This window comes from Streptococcus ictaluri 707-05, assembly GCF_000188015.2.
In the GTDB taxonomy this organism is placed as follows: domain Bacteria; phylum Bacillota; class Bacilli; order Lactobacillales; family Streptococcaceae; genus Streptococcus; species Streptococcus ictaluri.
Genome location: NZ_AEUX02000007.1, coordinates 498,548 through 513,426, shown reverse-complemented (window position 1 = coordinate 513,426; position 14,879 = coordinate 498,548). Strand labels below are relative to the sequence as shown.

General features: G+C 39.4%; 23 protein-coding genes. All 23 read right to left on the bottom strand.

The annotated features are described in order from the left end of the window. Positions 1-213: 213 nt before the first annotated feature. Positions 214-1,428, bottom strand: coding sequence for a hyaluronate lyase N-terminal domain-containing protein (locus STRIC_RS10390; RefSeq protein ID WP_008089917.1), 1,215 nt, complete (start codon positions 1,426-1,428; stop codon positions 214-216). Further along, positions 1,425-3,254, bottom strand: a complete 1,830-nt coding sequence (locus STRIC_RS10385) for a phage tail spike protein (protein WP_234944217.1) — start codon at positions 3,252-3,254, stop codon at positions 1,425-1,427. Before STRIC_RS10385 ends, STRIC_RS10390 begins: the two co-directional genes overlap by 4 nt. Continuing rightward, positions 3,173-3,526 carry a hypothetical protein gene (locus STRIC_RS12770; protein WP_008090125.1) on the bottom strand — a complete coding sequence of 118 codons (354 nt, stop codon included), beginning with the start codon at positions 3,524-3,526 and terminating at the stop codon, positions 3,173-3,175. Before STRIC_RS12770 ends, STRIC_RS10385 begins: the two co-directional genes overlap by 82 nt. Further along, positions 3,523-4,296, bottom strand: coding sequence for a distal tail protein Dit (locus tag STRIC_RS10375; protein ID WP_008089964.1), 774 nt, complete (start codon positions 4,294-4,296; stop codon positions 3,523-3,525). Before STRIC_RS10375 ends, STRIC_RS12770 begins: the two co-directional genes overlap by 4 nt. Then, complete coding sequence (locus STRIC_RS11645) at positions 4,296-7,304, bottom strand: phage tail tape measure protein (RefSeq protein WP_008089847.1); 3,009 nt, start codon at positions 7,302-7,304, stop codon at positions 4,296-4,298. The genes STRIC_RS10375 and STRIC_RS11645 overlap by 1 nt, the downstream gene beginning before the upstream one ends. Further along, positions 7,305-7,622 (bottom strand): hypothetical protein, encoded by a 318-nt coding sequence (locus STRIC_RS10360; RefSeq protein ID WP_008089771.1) that lies wholly within the window; start codon positions 7,620-7,622, stop codon positions 7,305-7,307. It lies immediately after the preceding gene. Positions 7,623-7,642: 20 nt separating this feature from the next. Continuing rightward, positions 7,643-8,011: a tail assembly chaperone gene (locus STRIC_RS10355; protein ID WP_008089666.1), complete on the bottom strand. Its 369-nt coding sequence runs from the start codon at positions 8,009-8,011 to the stop codon at positions 7,643-7,645. Positions 8,012-8,062: 51 nt separating this feature from the next. After that, a complete protein-coding gene (locus STRIC_RS10350) occupies positions 8,063-8,590 on the bottom strand; it encodes a phage major tail protein, TP901-1 family (RefSeq protein WP_008089676.1) in 528 nt (175 codons plus the stop codon). Beyond that, on the bottom strand, positions 8,591-8,977 hold the full coding sequence (locus STRIC_RS10345; RefSeq protein ID WP_008089877.1) for a hypothetical protein: 387 nt from the start codon (positions 8,975-8,977) through the stop codon (positions 8,591-8,593). 126 nt (positions 8,978-9,103) lie between these two features. After that, on the bottom strand, positions 9,104-9,349 hold the full coding sequence (locus tag STRIC_RS10340; protein ID WP_040832394.1) for a hypothetical protein: 246 nt from the start codon (positions 9,347-9,349) through the stop codon (positions 9,104-9,106). Positions 9,350-9,522: 173 nt separating this feature from the next. Then, positions 9,523-9,975, bottom strand: coding sequence for a phage major tail protein, TP901-1 family (locus STRIC_RS10335; RefSeq protein WP_008090173.1), 453 nt, complete (start codon positions 9,973-9,975; stop codon positions 9,523-9,525). Next, positions 9,976-10,362 carry a DUF3168 domain-containing protein gene (locus tag STRIC_RS10330; protein WP_008089657.1) on the bottom strand — a complete coding sequence of 129 codons (387 nt, stop codon included), beginning with the start codon at positions 10,360-10,362 and terminating at the stop codon, positions 9,976-9,978. Beyond that, positions 10,359-10,715 carry an HK97-gp10 family putative phage morphogenesis protein gene (locus STRIC_RS10325; protein ID WP_008089977.1) on the bottom strand — a complete coding sequence of 119 codons (357 nt, stop codon included), beginning with the start codon at positions 10,713-10,715 and terminating at the stop codon, positions 10,359-10,361. Before STRIC_RS10325 ends, STRIC_RS10330 begins: the two co-directional genes overlap by 4 nt. Continuing rightward, the gene (locus STRIC_RS10320) at positions 10,715-11,011 is read right to left on the bottom strand and encodes a hypothetical protein (RefSeq protein ID WP_040832392.1); all 297 of its coding nucleotides are present in this window, start codon (positions 11,009-11,011) and stop codon (positions 10,715-10,717) included. Before STRIC_RS10320 ends, STRIC_RS10325 begins: the two co-directional genes overlap by 1 nt. Further along, positions 11,008-11,361, bottom strand: coding sequence for a phage head-tail connector protein (locus STRIC_RS10315; RefSeq protein WP_008090265.1), 354 nt, complete (start codon positions 11,359-11,361; stop codon positions 11,008-11,010). Before STRIC_RS10315 ends, STRIC_RS10320 begins: the two co-directional genes overlap by 4 nt. Positions 11,362-11,370: 9 nt before the next feature. After that, the gene (locus STRIC_RS10310; RefSeq protein WP_008089726.1) at positions 11,371-11,640 is read right to left on the bottom strand and encodes a HeH/LEM domain-containing protein; all 270 of its coding nucleotides are present in this window, start codon (positions 11,638-11,640) and stop codon (positions 11,371-11,373) included. A gap of 11 nt (positions 11,641-11,651) precedes the next feature. Then, positions 11,652-12,701: a major capsid protein gene (locus tag STRIC_RS10305; RefSeq protein WP_008090190.1), complete on the bottom strand. Its 1,050-nt coding sequence runs from the start codon at positions 12,699-12,701 to the stop codon at positions 11,652-11,654. A 2-nt stretch (positions 12,702-12,703) separates the two neighbouring features. Further along, the gene (locus tag STRIC_RS10300) at positions 12,704-13,084 is read right to left on the bottom strand and encodes a hypothetical protein (RefSeq protein WP_008089947.1); all 381 of its coding nucleotides are present in this window, start codon (positions 13,082-13,084) and stop codon (positions 12,704-12,706) included. Between the two features lie 9 nt (positions 13,085-13,093). After that, positions 13,094-13,711, bottom strand: coding sequence for a DUF4355 domain-containing protein (locus STRIC_RS10295; RefSeq protein ID WP_234944213.1), 618 nt, complete (start codon positions 13,709-13,711; stop codon positions 13,094-13,096). Between the two features lie 176 nt (positions 13,712-13,887). Further along, the gene (locus tag STRIC_RS10290) at positions 13,888-14,160 is read right to left on the bottom strand and encodes a hypothetical protein (protein WP_008090074.1); all 273 of its coding nucleotides are present in this window, start codon (positions 14,158-14,160) and stop codon (positions 13,888-13,890) included. Further along, positions 14,157-14,351: a hypothetical protein gene (locus tag STRIC_RS10285; RefSeq protein ID WP_008090427.1), complete on the bottom strand. Its 195-nt coding sequence runs from the start codon at positions 14,349-14,351 to the stop codon at positions 14,157-14,159. The genes STRIC_RS10290 and STRIC_RS10285 overlap by 4 nt, the downstream gene beginning before the upstream one ends. After that, positions 14,344-14,523, bottom strand: coding sequence for a hypothetical protein (locus tag STRIC_RS10280; RefSeq protein ID WP_008089780.1), 180 nt, complete (start codon positions 14,521-14,523; stop codon positions 14,344-14,346). Before STRIC_RS10280 ends, STRIC_RS10285 begins: the two co-directional genes overlap by 8 nt. Positions 14,524-14,526: 3 nt before the next feature. Further along, positions 14,527-14,841, bottom strand: coding sequence for a hypothetical protein (locus STRIC_RS10275; RefSeq protein WP_008090076.1), 315 nt, complete (start codon positions 14,839-14,841; stop codon positions 14,527-14,529). Between the last annotated feature and the right edge of the window lie 38 nt (positions 14,842-14,879).

The following is a 14,879-nucleotide window of genomic DNA, read 5'->3' as shown; positions in this document are numbered from 1 at the left end:
TGATAGTTATACTTATTTGCCGCATAGACATCAGCTTGTGTGCTAGACACAATGTGATAGATATTAACATCTCTGCCAGCTCTAAAACGGTACTTGTCGCGGTTAGATATGTAATAGCTATCTATTTGCACGCTCTTGCCCCAAACCAGCTTTGTATCTACTGCTTGCTCTACTAACTGATAAAAATGTTATCTGGTATATCTTGTAACGTCATCATTTGCCTCCAGATCGCTCAAAAACAATCATGCCGCTGGTATCACTTGGCACTCGACCCTTATCAACCACTTGGACAGATAGGTACTGACCCGTGACCTCATCTTTTAGCTTGCCAATATTGTTAAGTTGATATTGGATGTCGCCTTGTCTGAGATAACCAGACAAATATCCTTGAAGCTCACTCTTGGAAAGGTAAAGCTTGTCCGCAACCGGTTGTGGTAAGTACTCGCTATGACTATGTTGGGCATTGGCTTTGTGGTTTAAAGAATTCTGTAAGCCCTTGATATCGTCAATCTCGTGTTTGTGCTCTTTCTTAGCATAAGCAGCTGCGATTTGTTCTTTCGTTAGGACATTAACTTCGCCAGGAGTAGTTAATAACTTCCCTGTTGAGGTAGCAGTCACGTAGTTAGAGCCAACATAAGTAACCGATACCTCCAAGTAGTTATCCACTCGGGTTGTCGTGTTACTTATGGTAATCAATACTTTGTCTTTGACATTGACGTCTTTGGTTGATTCGTTGACATACCAGCTAGCAGAGTAACTAGGGCTACTATAGCTTTTTAAAAGACTATCAGAGTAACTATAGTTGCTCGTAAACATCTTTTGAGATAGTCCTAAAAAGTCATTAATGGCTTTAACATCTGGCGCACCCACGGTTTTTAGCTCTGACTTTGTAACATAGTCATCTAAGTTAATTCCTCTAGCATCACCAGTATCACCTTTTGGCCCTTTTGGTATGATGACGGTAGTATTATCTGTAAAAGTCACTTTTAAGCCATCGGATACAATCTCGTGGATTTGGATAGCTATGCTATCGCCTTTGTCACCTTTTACACTACCTACATCAGCCTCTTCTTGGTCTTCGATTTTTATTTTTAAGTGACCTGACTCATCAACTCGAGCGCTCTCTACACTCTTACCTCTATCACCTTTTTGGCCTTTGATGTTGCCAAGCTTTGTCTCTCGGTCGCCAATCCAGATAGATAGCTCTCCATCCTCGGAAAGTTGTACTTTTGTCACTGACTCACCTTGCGGACCTTCGTAGTAAGGCAAGTCGTTATAGCTTGTTTTACCATCTCCGACCTTTAGCCTGTGAGTGTCTAGTTCTACAACCATCTCCCCTGCATCAATAACAGGGTTAATAGACTGCCATTCTGAGGCATCTTTGCGGGCAAAGACAATTTTTATTGGTATTGTTTCGACTGATGTCATCTGTTCCTCCTTCCATCTAAAATAATTTTTGGTTTATCAGACTGCTTACCGATAATGGTTGCCCCTTTGGCATCTGCGACCTCTTTATAAGCCATCTCTAGAGCTAATTCTTGCGTCTCTGACACATTTAAATCTATTTGCTTAGATTTATACCAATCGCCCGTTAAAGTGCCTGTATAACTCAAAGGATAAACGCTGATGACCTCTGTGTCCTTGGTGAGATTAAAGGTCTGCGGTTCCATCTTGGCCTTCGTTGGTGTCAGCACTAGCTTAAGTCCCTTGTTATTAGCCTGCGTCAGCGTGATAGCCACTTTTTGGAGCAGCTCACAAGTCTGACTAAAGCTAATTGTGTAGGTCTCGCCACGCTTAAAGCCGCCGTCGTTGGCCTCAATCTCGATAAAGTCCTCATCATAAGACTTAGTACGATTAGGGTCGCCAACCAGCAAATTTTTGTTGTAGCGGGTCTTACCATCTGTGCCTATGATTTCAGCGTTTAATCGGGCTGTCTCGCTGACCTTGTTTTTTAGGTCATCAAAGTTTTGCTTAAGTGACGGGATGTCGTCAACTTTGATAGACTCGGTGATTTTCTTGATGGCTTCTTCTGGCAAAGCTAGGTTTTTGAGGGTTTCTCTAAACTCTTCAAGCTCTTTGTCAGTACGCTGGTTGATTTCTTCTTGCGCTTTTTTGGCTTTTTCTACTTCTTTTAAAGCTTCTTCGACCGCTGTCTTTGCTACATCGGGGTTATAACTTCTTATGATTTCAACCCAATTTTCGCCATCCCAAACCAAAAGGATTTTATGTCCTTCGTGTTCTGGGTCTGGTTTAAACCAAGTATCACCAATTTTTACCTTGCTTTTATCAGGTTCGTTTTCGCCATAAAAGTTTGTGTTAAATCCACCCGCACTTGGTAACTCATCTTTTAAAAAATGACCAAGACTATCAAATACGGCGTCTGAAACACTATCTGTCAAATGCGACTGTAATTGAGATTTTTTTAAGCTATCAGAAGCATTTAGCCTATCACCTAACTTGATATCTGTCGCTTTGTCGCTTAGCCTATCCCAAGTGATTTCAAAGACGCGCACCTCATAATCAAGATTGCGGTCTTTCCTCACTACTCTCACAGTGTCGCCAATTCCGGCTTTTAAGTAAGCAGATGTCGTTTTAAAAGTAGCTCTAGGACGAGCATGATCTACCAAATACTCGTAAGATCGCTGGATTAATTCTTCTGGGTCATCAGAATCAATATCAATAACGCCTATTTTAGGCATTTTTTTACCTTTTATATTGATCCCGTACTTTTCTGTGGCTTCTGGCCACTCTAAAAATAATTGCCCGGCTGGCTTATCTAATGGGTTTTTAGGTTTGGTCCAAACGACATCCTTAAATGTAATCTTGCGACCATACCCAGCTTGTCCACCCTCGTTTTCATCGGCAGAAGATACTTCTTGGCCATTTCCTCTACCAATTATCGCTGTGATAATCTCAGATTTTTCGTTTTGCTTTAAAATTTTTAAAGCGTTATGGCCATAAACAATACGTCTACCTTCAGCGACACCGATTTTCTTTTTAAAATCAATGTACCTTGCGCCGATTTCGTTGTTATTCATCTCCACAAAAAACTGCATTTCTAATTGCCAAGCAGAGCAAACTTTTAACAAGGAGTCAAAGACGGAATCATAATAAAAATTAGTAGATGATTTTCCTGTTTCTGCGACATATCTAGCATGCCAGTTTGTATCTTTTAGTAAATACTCAATGACCTCTCTAGCATCACGTTTGCGAGGCCTTTTGTTTTCAGAGACTGCTTTCCTAAGTTCTTCAATTCCAGATTGGACGCCATCGAAAACTGTAACATCACCCTCTGTCTCATCTCGGGCAATAAAAAAAGATGAAACTTCCGTTTATCTTCTTTGGTAGGTATAGCGATGTATTCCGACTGCTCCAAAATATCATCCGGTAAAGCTTTAATTTCTGCTGTTAGCATATCCGAGACGTAATTAGTATCGGTCAATGTTTGTTTTTGTGTAACAGATTTGCATGCGTTTTTGCGGATGATTTTTATTAATTTTTCATCTCTATCAAAAAGATAAATCATAACTGCTCATCCCTCCATTCAACACGCTCTACAGTCGCATTAGTGGCTTTTATAGTATCTCCGTTTTTTACATAAAACTCCTCCGGTACAGATAAATGTAACAAATGAGATAATGCTAAGTTGGCATTGTGTTTAATCACAAACTCATCAGCTAACCACTCTATGGTAATTTTGTCACCTCCACCGTAGTGGCCTTTAAGTTTCATGCGATTGTTTCCAGCTGTTATTTCGATCTCTGATGCGCTTCCGGATAATGCTAGTGTAATCTTACTCGGCAAAACCTCATCGGCATCGGTAAGCGTGATGAGCCCTGTGGATGATTTTGTTTTACCTTGCTTAAAAGGGTCAGGCACTAAAATTGTAAAGCTAGATACAATGGTTAGTGATTGCTCGGCGTCATTTGGCACAGAGCTTAAATAACCTTTATAAGTAAAGTCTGGCTCATCTGCAAAAACTAAGGATAATTCTCCCCGCAAGGCTTTGTTTAGTTTTGTATATGCGTTACGTAAGTCCTCGGATTTTTTGGCCACAAGTTGGAAAGTTATAGTTAACTCTCTTTCTTTATCTTGGATATTTGTAACATAAACGCCTCTTCGACTGGGAATAGTAATAGTTTCGATTTCCTGTCCGATCAATCCACGACCTGCAACATGCAGTTGTCTATAACCTGGTACTATCTCATTTAACGGTTCCCCGTTAACAGACATATTATCAGATGGCAAGCGAGCTGTTACGCTCGCACCACTCTCCATTTTTGAAAAATCATACATTAATAGACCTCTCTTAATTTAGCAGTAGTCTGCTGTCTATCAGTAATATCATCAACAAATAATTCGTAAGCTCTATTGCCTAGCTCCAATACAACTTCCAGAGGTTTTGCTTGATGTCCTAGATCAACTTCCACACCTGCTGTAACTGCTCCTGATATTGTGCTACGCATATCTGTATCAAATACAGACCCCGCTCCAACTAAGTCAGAGATTTTGCCAGCCATACCGGATACATTACTTTTGACATACTCAAAACCTTTCACCAAGCTACGATTAAATCCGCCCATAATTGCCTTACCAGCAGGGATAAGCAAGCGTCTATCGTAACTGATAGGTCCTTTGTGAGCCTTGATCCAACCTGCTATACCTCCGAAAAAGTTAGTAATTGATCCCCACATTGATTTAACACCATCAAGAAAGCTTCGCATGATAGCACTACCAGCTGAAAAAAGATTAATGCCACGTAAAAAGCCAACAACAGAGTTCCATCCGTTGGTGATGAAATTTTTCACTGCATTGATGCCATTACTAACGGCATTTTGCATAGTTGACATGGCATTGCTGATAATAGACACGATAGCATTCCAAATGCTCGAAGCGACAGAACTAACCGCATTCCAAACGGCACCCCAGATAGATTGTATGGTGTTTAAGATAGTTTCGATAGCTGATTTTAAAGCATTAAATAGCGCTTGACCTATGGTCAGAATAGCATTCCATATTGTTTCAGCAATGGATTTTATCGCATCCCAAGCACCTTGCCAGTCTCCTTGGATAACCGCTGTGACAACTCTTATAATATCTGCAATTACATTAATTGCCGTTGATATGATAGTCGTCATTATCGTCCAAACAGTCTGAATAAGCGTTGTCATAAAATCCCATGCAGCTTTAATGATAGCTTTAATGATTTCGAATTGAGCTATTAAAACAGCTCCTATAACTGCTAAAGCTGTCTGGATAACAGTGGTTATCACATCCCATGCTATTTGCACGATAGCTTTAATTGCTTCCCACACGATAATAATTTTTGTTTTTATGGCTTCAAATCCCATTAAAACAATAGGTGCTAAGATAGCAAATGCAACTTCGAAAATACCAACTATTAAATTCCAAGTATCGCTAAAGAATTGCTTGAGATCTTCCCAGATAGGTTTTATTTGTTCGGCGATTACATTAAAATGCTCAACCACAGCTCCCCAAAAATTTTTGAAAGAGTCTATGATCGGAGCCATTCCATCAATGAAGCTTTGCCAAACATTCAGCGCAAAAGTTTTAATTCCTTCCCAAAATGGAGCGAAGAAATCTGCAACAGATTGCCAAATTGATTTTAAAAACTCAACCGTTGACTGCCATACAGATTTAACGCTATCCCAAACAGAGGACGCACCACTGCTAATGGTTTCCCATAGTCCAGAGAAGAACCCTGGTGCAGCGTTCCATACGTTTTGGATAAATTCCCAAGCGGTAGCAAATGCTTGTTTTATCGCCTCCCAAATATTGGTGACCGCGTTACGAAAACCTTCGTTTGTCGTCCAAAGATATGTTATTACTCCTACCAGAGCCATAATCCCTGCTATAATCCAAGCGATCGGACCACCTGTTAAAGTTATGACGGCTTTAAATCCAGCGATGGCTGTTCCTGCGGTTCTGAAAGCTGTTGCTAACTTACCGATAAATGCTATCGCAATGGAAATTTTGCTAATTAAACCAATGATTTTAATGATTTTACCGACAATTAATATAGCAGGGCCGACTTTAGCCAAAAATAAACCAAATTTAACAATATTAGCTTGCACTTTTGGGTCTAAGTCATTAAATGCTTGCACTGCCTGTCGGATACTTTCCGCCATTTTACCAATGTGCGGAGCTAATTGTCCTCCAATGACAGTACCTGCTTCAAAAAGGGCATTTTTAAGTTTCTTGAGTTGATTAGCGAAGCTTTCGGACGCTGCATCGGCTTCTTTTTGCAGAGCTGTTCCGTCCGCCCATGCTTTGTTTGCAATACCAAAAGATTTAGACAGTAAATCTCCAGCTCCTGATAGACGTGCTAGAGTATCAATTTCTTGTATTGACCTTATATCTAGATCTTTAAGTGTTTGAGTAACATCTCCACCGCTCGCTTTTATCTTTCCTAGACCTTTTACAAAGCTCAAAATAGCTTCTTGTGGTTTTGTCTTCCAGGTTTGAGCAAATTGTTCGGCATTTTGGCCAGATATTTTCGCAAACTTAGCTAAATTATCACCGCCAGAAAGCACCTCAGTATTAATTTTTTGCATAACGCGAGAAAATGCAGATCCGCCAGCTTCTGCGTTAATGCCGACAGAACTCATACCAGCCGCTAACCCTGCTATTTGTGCTTCAGTCAAACCGATTTGGTGACCTGTACCTGCTAAACGTAGAGACATATCAGCTATCTCAGATTCGGTTGTAGCTAAATTATTCCCTAACGCAACAATAGTTGACCCCAGTCTGTGGAACTGCGTCTGAGGCATCTGTGTAATATTTGCTAAGCGAGCCATTGCATTTGCGGCTTGCTCAGATGACATGTTTGTAGCTGTCCCCATTTGGGCAGCTATTTTTGAAAAGTTAAGGAGGTGTTTCCCTCCTTGGTCCGTTTTTATGCCTAATTGCCCAGCTACTTCTGCCAAGTTTGCAATCTCGACAGCACTATTTGGAATCTCACGGGACAACCCCATGATTTGTTTACTAAACCTTTTTAAAGCATCCCCAGAAATATCTGTGGTTTTGCGCACTCCAATTAATGCAGTGTCATACTCAGAAAAGGCTTTCAGTGAAGCCCCGCCAATTGCAGCCAGCGGCAATGTCAATCCAGCGGTCAATGCCTTACCTACACCAACAAAACTGTCACTGATTTTTTGTAACTTATTGCCAGATGAAGCTTGCAAAGATTCAAGAGCACCTTTCGCATCTTGAATACCCGCTCTAAAACCACTGGCATCCGCCTTAATCAGTGCTGTCAGCGTAAAATCCGCAACACTTGCCATCTATACCTCCTTTCGGTTAATTGCACGATTCAAATCAGCAATAGATAATCGTTTGGTTTCTTGAGCAACTCCAAAAACAGAAGCAAAAGCTTTCTCAGCGTTATAAAATTCATTAAAGTTTTTATAAGCAGGTTTAATACTTTTACCACTCCCTTTTGTTGCTTTGACCGCTTGATTAAACCAAGCTTGTTTAGCAAGCATAGTTTCTTGTTCCTGCATTTTAACTTGGTAAGCCAAGTCGTAAATACAGTAATCATGCCATGTTAAACGCTCAGCATCTTTTAACTCTAAGCCAAAACGTCCGATTGCTATTGCCATTAAATCGTCGAAGGAGAAATTTATTTGGCTTTGGCTACTACTTCGATTTTTTGATTTCCTGCGATAGCTTGACGGAGGATTACATCCTTTTTTACTTCTGCCATTACTTCATCATAAAAATCAATATATTCCCCTGTTACAATCAGTTCTTCAATAAAGCTTTCTAACTCATCATCTGTTGGTTTTGATGTGGAGGTGTTTGTAGCACCCTTTAAAATGATTTCAAGCACTTCTGGATCTTTAAATCCTGCTCCAGCTTCAATCATGGTCATCCCCCCAACGCCTGTTGATACGCCGTCCATTGTTACCGAACGAACTTTATTGATAAACTTCAAAAATTTAAAACCAAAAATAAGTTCATGTGTTTTCTTTCCAATAGTTGCTTCCATTTAAATTTCTCCTTAATATAAAAAAATAAGTTGGGGGGTAATCCCAACTTATTAAGATGTTTTAGACGCTTGTGTAGCCGCCATTTTTTGGTACTCGTACTGAGCAGACGATACCGCTTGTTGTTGATCTTCGCTCAGTTTATCTTTTCCTTCTACTCCATTTCCATTGATAGCGTAAGAGGCAGATAGTTCTACTTTTCCATCAGCAGGCGCTGAAATCTCAAACGATTTAAAATACCCTTGGAAGTAGTCAACTTCATAATCTCCGCCCTTTTCGGATGTTAAATCAACTTGCCAAACCTCAACAATGTCTCCCGCTTTAAACCACTCGCGAAGCTCCTTCCACATTGCTTTTGTCTTTGTGTCTTCGACATAAGCTAAGGAAGTGATGTCAATGGTATTTTCGCCATCTGACAGCGAATTGATGACACCGTCTTTTGTTTTTGTGGCTTCGGTTTCTTTTTCCATTTTGATGAAATGCTCTGTTTGAAATTTTAGTTTAGCTGCGCTTTTTGATTGAGCGTCTGCTAATTTACGGAAAAACAACAGAAAGCTTTTCCCTTGAATTAATTCAGGCATTTATTCTCCTTTTTTTGTATAAGTTAAATAGACATCTAACACCGTATGTAACAATGGCGTTGTGTCTGAGTTATCAGGTAATGTCTGCTCATTGATGCGATCAACTTGAACGTTATAACCGTATGCAGATATTAGAGAGGTGATTTTATCATGTAAATTAGCAACAATATCATCTACTCCAGAGCGTTTTTTAAGCTCTCCATAGACATGTATTGTTTGCCTAACCATCCCCATAAGTTCGCTGTTATTGTTAGGCGTATTAGATGACTCCCCAATGTAAACAAATGGATATTCAGCATTGGCATTCGGCAAATAATCATAGGTATTTTTAGTTACCGTCAAACACTCTTTAAAAATCTGCCTAAAAACAGCTGTGTTAGGTGTCATTTAAAAGCCCTCCTAATAACACTGCGATAGTCTTTTTCAAACTCTGGCATAATAGTCTCAACAGCTGGTCTTAAAAATGAAACCCTCATTTTCATGCACAATGACCAAACAACAGAATTAAAATTATCAGCTATTCTCGGAATTTCCACTATTCCTAAGTCCCTCTAGCATATTGCGGACTTTTTCGGAACGTTTACCTTGGTGGGGAGAATCTCCAAATTTCCACTGCAACAATCTGCGTTCCTCTTCTGATAAATAACCTGCTCTTTGTAGTAGGTTTTTTGCTACCTTCCATGGAATCACTACAGCTACTTCATCCATGTTGATTACTATTTCTTCAAGTTCATTTATTTTGTTTTCTAGTTCGTTCATATTGTCCTTTCTAGTGTTGTAATTGTTTTATATGATTTAAATCGTATTTATTGCCTAAAAAAATATTATTAACATCTACTTTATAAAAATCTGCCAATTCATTTAGTAGCGATACAGGGATCTTGCTACTATCTAATTTCGTTAATTTTAATTAAAGTTTTAGTATGGTTGAATTACCAAGCTCTTGCGCAACTTCTTCGTATAACTTCGTATAATGATAGCGTATAGGCAGATAGTTCTACTTTTCCATCAGCAGGCGCTGAAATCTCAAACGATTTAAAATACCCTTGGAAGTAGTCAACTTCATAATCTCCGCCCTTTTCGGATGTTAAATCAACTTGCCAAACCTCAACAATGTCTCCCGCTTTAAACCACTCGCGAAGCTCCTTCCACATTGCTTTTGTCTTTGTGTCTTCGACATAAGCTAATGAAGACATGTCAACTGTGTTTTCGCCATCAGACAACGCATTGACAATACCGTCTTTTGTTTTTGTGGCTTCGGTCTCTTTCTCCATTTTGATAGCGTGTTCTGTTTGGAATCGCAATTTTGCAGCATCTTTTGTCTTAGCGTCAGCTAATCTACGAAAGAATAGCAAAAAGCTTTTTCCTTGAATTAATTCTGGCATTTAGTTTCCTTTCTTTGTGTAAGTTAAGTAAATATCAAGCACCGTATGTAATAACGGTGTTGTTTCTGAATTTTCTGTTATTGTGCGCTCGTTAATTCGGTCAATAAGAATGTTGTAACCAAATGCAAATTTTAAAGCACCGATTTTGTCGTGAATATTAGCAGCGATATCATCTATTTTTGAGCGTTTTTTCAACTCTCCGTAAACGTGTATCGTCTGCCTAATATCTCCCATAAGCTCACTATTATTATTCGGGGTATTTGATGATTCCCCAATATAGATAAACGGATATTTTGCACTTGCATCTGGAATATAATCATAAGTATCTTTAGTAATAACCAAACATTCTTTGAAAAACTGCCTAAAAACGGCGTTGTTAGGTGTCATTTAAAGGCCCTCCTGATGACGCTGTTATAATCCTTTTCGAGGTCTGGTAAAATCGATTCAATTGCTGGCCTCAAAAATGGTTGAGCCGGCATTTTTCTTGTACCATACTCTAAAAAACCTGAATATCCAGCGTTTGAAATAATTTCTGCGCAAGCTTTGCCAGGATAGTGAGCATAGATCTCGTCATGTAAAAATCCAGTGTCATAAGGTGCAATTCTTTGTGCCTCTGCTTTAGCTTTTTCAGCATTATTTTTAACAACTGCATCAATTAATCTGTCGATGTTACCAGGGGCATTCACAAGCTTACTAAAGGCCTTTTCAATACCTTTCCATTCAATAGTTACCCCTGGCATTAGACAGCCTCCTCGAGATAAAAAACAGTCTCTGATTGCTTATCAGCCAACGCCCTATACTTCACACCTTTATACTCACAAAAATCATATTTTTGATTGTACGGTTGCTTTACATAAACAACTTTTCGTGATTTTTGATAATCTCCAAAAATCTGTACAGACTTTTCCATACCCATATCCATCGCAAAACAAGGCAAAGTCTTGCTTATAACTTCTGTATGTGTATATTCTCCTAAATCTGGATCATATCGCTCATCTGTTGCCTTTATAAATGTAATTCTATCTGCATATCTCATAAAAAGTACAAGCCTCCTTCGCGAGACTTATCCTTAATTAGGTTAAGCTTAGATTTAATCATTTTGTCGTAAGGCTCAAACTCGTTTAAAAAGTCATAGTAGGTGGTTGTGTGTCCTTCCACACTTTCGCTTTTAGCTCTTTCCGACCCTCTGCGATTAAAGCGAGCAATCAGACAATCTTCAAAGACAAAGAAAAAGGCGTTGTCTATATCTTCAACGCCATACTCCGCTTTAAAATGGTCTGTAACACGTTTTAGTAACATGCTAAGCAGATTATCCTGTAAGGTATCGTCAATACCTAAATCAAGCTTCACATTAGCTATAATGCTATCTGTGTTTATCTTTTGCATAAACACCTCCTAGCTAGCTGACTGTTTTAAAAGTTCCAATAATTCTGGCTTTTTGAGCTTTGGGTCATGGTCCACACCCAATTCATCAAGTTTTGCTTTGATTTCGTCAACTTTTAACTTATCTAGGTCAACTTCTTCGACAGTATCAAGTTTAGGAGTATTTCCGGCCAAGTAACCATTGGCTGTCAATTCCTCGATACGATCTCCTTTGTAATCATCGCCTACATAATAAGCATTAGTCGTCACTTTGTCTCTAAAAGCCTTAATAACTTCGGCCATAAAGCACCTCCTTAACCTTCTTGTAAGGCGTCGATAATTTGTACTTCTTCCAAGCGTTCAAACGATGGCAAAGCAATCATAGATACCTTGGTTTGGACGTTCACTGGGTCTGTTGTCTTAGTAGTGGTAATCGCAATACCTGTTTCAACGATTGATACTTCAGCATCTGTCGCTTCACCACCAAGCAAGTCTGACTGCTCTGGAGTTGTCCCAAATACAGTGTAACCAAGGTTGCCGTTAGGTACCAAAGTTGCAAAACCATCTGGGAAGTATTTACGAGATTTACCATCATCACCAATAAACATGCCATCCTTAAATAAAATTTTAAGACCTAGTTCATCAGCAATATAACTTTCCAAATCACCTTTAGTCACAGCTGCCCCATCTGGTGCCATTGGTTTGATGACTTTAAGAGTTGATTTAGCATTCTTGATCAAGCTAAGCGTCTTAGAGTTCATGATGATAGCTTCTGGTACAAAGCCACGTTCTGCTATTTTTTCAATAGCACCTTCGATGTCTTTAAGTGGTGTCGCGGTCTCTGCTTGATCCCATTTTGTGCTTGGCTTGGTTGTTTGCGAAGGATCTAATCCATAATCAAAATCTTTCATGACACCGTTTGATGCAACATGGATTTTACCTTTAGACAACACTTCCATGCGCATTGCTTCTAGACGTGCTTTAGCACCTGCAATAAGCGTTACTTTATCGTTGTAAATCGCTGCTAACGCCGTGTCAATAAGTTCTTGGTTTTTGGTTTGAGCTAACAAATTGAGTTGCTGACGGTCTGCTTCCTTGACAACCATAGCCTCTTTGAAGAATGGCATTTCTTCGTCAAGCAATTCAACAGCCATACGATCACGTAGTGGCACTTTAGTATCAAAAGCTGCCGCTTTAAGAGTAACAGGTTTGCCTGCTGCACCTTTAATAAACGAAAGCTTGAGTCCTAATTGTTGTTTTGGCGGAAACGCATTTTCGCCCAACGTGTTTTCAATACTTTCGTTTTTGGCGTTGTAAAAACCTTTGATATTTTCCGATGTGATAATTTCGTGGATCAATGCCATGTTTATTTACCTCCCTTGATAAAAACAATATGTGGTAGCTTTGTTGCTAATTCTGTGAAACCCTCTGCTAGCGTTGTTTCTGCAAGTTTATCTGCGTTGACAGTGCCACGATAAACACAAGAACCAGCTGCGTCGCCATTTGTTAAATCAACATCTGTCAGCAAAATCCCGCAGATATTGTTTTCGCTAGAAACTTCTCCATTTGTCACGGTTTTTACTTTCTGTTTACGGTCTTTAAATACTGATTCCGAAACACCTGCTAACACTGTCCCAGCTGGAACAACTTTTTTACCGATTGTGCTTGAATCTAAAGTGACGGACATAGCCTCATAGTCGAGATTGTGTAGAATCTCTTTAGATGTTGTTACTTTACGTTTATTCATGTTTTCCTCCTAAAAAAGCTTGGTGCTTTGTTGTGCTGCCTTACTAGCCAAGTTAGCACCGTAATTAGTTTGTTTGCTTAACCCACCGCCGTTTGCTGGGGTTTCTTGTCGCACGGTCTTTTTAACTTCTTCAGCTACTGCCTTTTTAAATGCCGCTTCAAATGTTTTTACTTGCTCTAGTGCATCTTCTGCATCTTTTGTAGCAAGCAATTCAGCAAATTCAGACGGTAACCCCTTTTCGATAAGGTCCTTTTCGACTTGCACCACAAGTTTATCGTGTTCAAACTTGGCTTTTTCAGCTTCAAAAGCTTTTTTGCTATCTTCAAATTCACGCTGTTGGCGCTCTTCTTCGGATAGTTTGGAATAGTCTTTTTCTTTTGCCAAAGCATTTTTTACAGCGTCATCAATACGCTTAGCTTCATCCTTGCGCTGATTTTCTAAGGCTTTCTGAATAGCTTTATTTGTGTAACTATCCAACTCTGATTGAGATTGTGGGGCCTTAAAACCATCGTCGCTAGATTCTTCATCTGTGTCGTTTTGTTGGTTATCTGAGTCAGAAGCCCCTTCTGAACCTGTACCGGTATCTGGAGCACATTTAAAAAGTTTTGCTAATAGTTCTTTATTCATTTTTCCTCCCACGCTAGTCCTGTTTTTAAACACACCACAGAGCCACGAAAACGGGCGCCTCATGTCTTCTAGTCCCTATTAAGTGTTTTTATCCACAAGCCACGCTAGTGATTAATTTGAGCCTTTTTAGGCCATGCTCAGGGCACAATAAAAAGCCGTATTGCTACGACTTTGGTTTAGATTGATTCATAGGTCTGTTCAAAAATATCAGGTTTACATGGATAAAATTCACCAGCGATGCCTTTGATGATGTAATCGCCTTGATTAGCTGTCATAACACCTTCTAAAGTGTTTATACGTAAAACAGGACTGTTAACAACCTTGTCAACCGCAATCCAAGCTCTTTCTTCCGAAATCGCGCTAATTATCCACTCTGGATCTTCTTTTTGACGAATATCACCGTACCACTGAAACGCTTCAACTTCGACAGGTTTCTTACGATATTTCATTTCTTCCCCCACTTCCGTTTGTAATTTTGCTTTATGTAATCAACTTCATCACCAATTGACTTGATGGCTGCTTGGTTATCTAGCGTCGCTGATTTAACTGCGTCTAGCTCCAATCGCAACGCTGTAATTTGACCGATTGTTAAGCCTAATAATGTCTCTAATCTACGTTTTTTCTTGATGCGTTTATTCATTGCTTTCTCCTTTATTTAACTTTGTTGCACACGACATTTTAGGGACAAATTTTCCCGCAGCTTCTAAGGCTTTTTCGTAAGCTTCTTTCGTTTCATTAACTTTATTCATGATTTGCTGGAATTCGTCTTTGTTTTCCCAAGTGATTTCGATATTTAATGATATTTTATTCATTGTTTATTCCCCTTTGTACAACCAACTAAAATCGTTATCCCGCAATACTTGATACAAAATAAGACCAATGCGGTTAGCTTGGTCCTCTTCGTGGTTAGTATAGCCTGCTTCGACTAAAATTCCGTGAGTAATTTCATGGATGAGCGTTTGGTCTTCGAGTTGCTCGGTTAATGAGTCATCTAGCTTAATTTGCTGTGTTTTATAGTGTATAAGACCCCAATTGCCATTCTTTCCTTGCAAGTCCGATGTTTTTTCAACAGAGTATGTCAACCCTCCGATTTTTACGCTTTCCATGCCTGGTTTACTTTCTCGATTCATATTCCCTCCTGCTTTTTTGGTACAAAAAGACGGTTGCC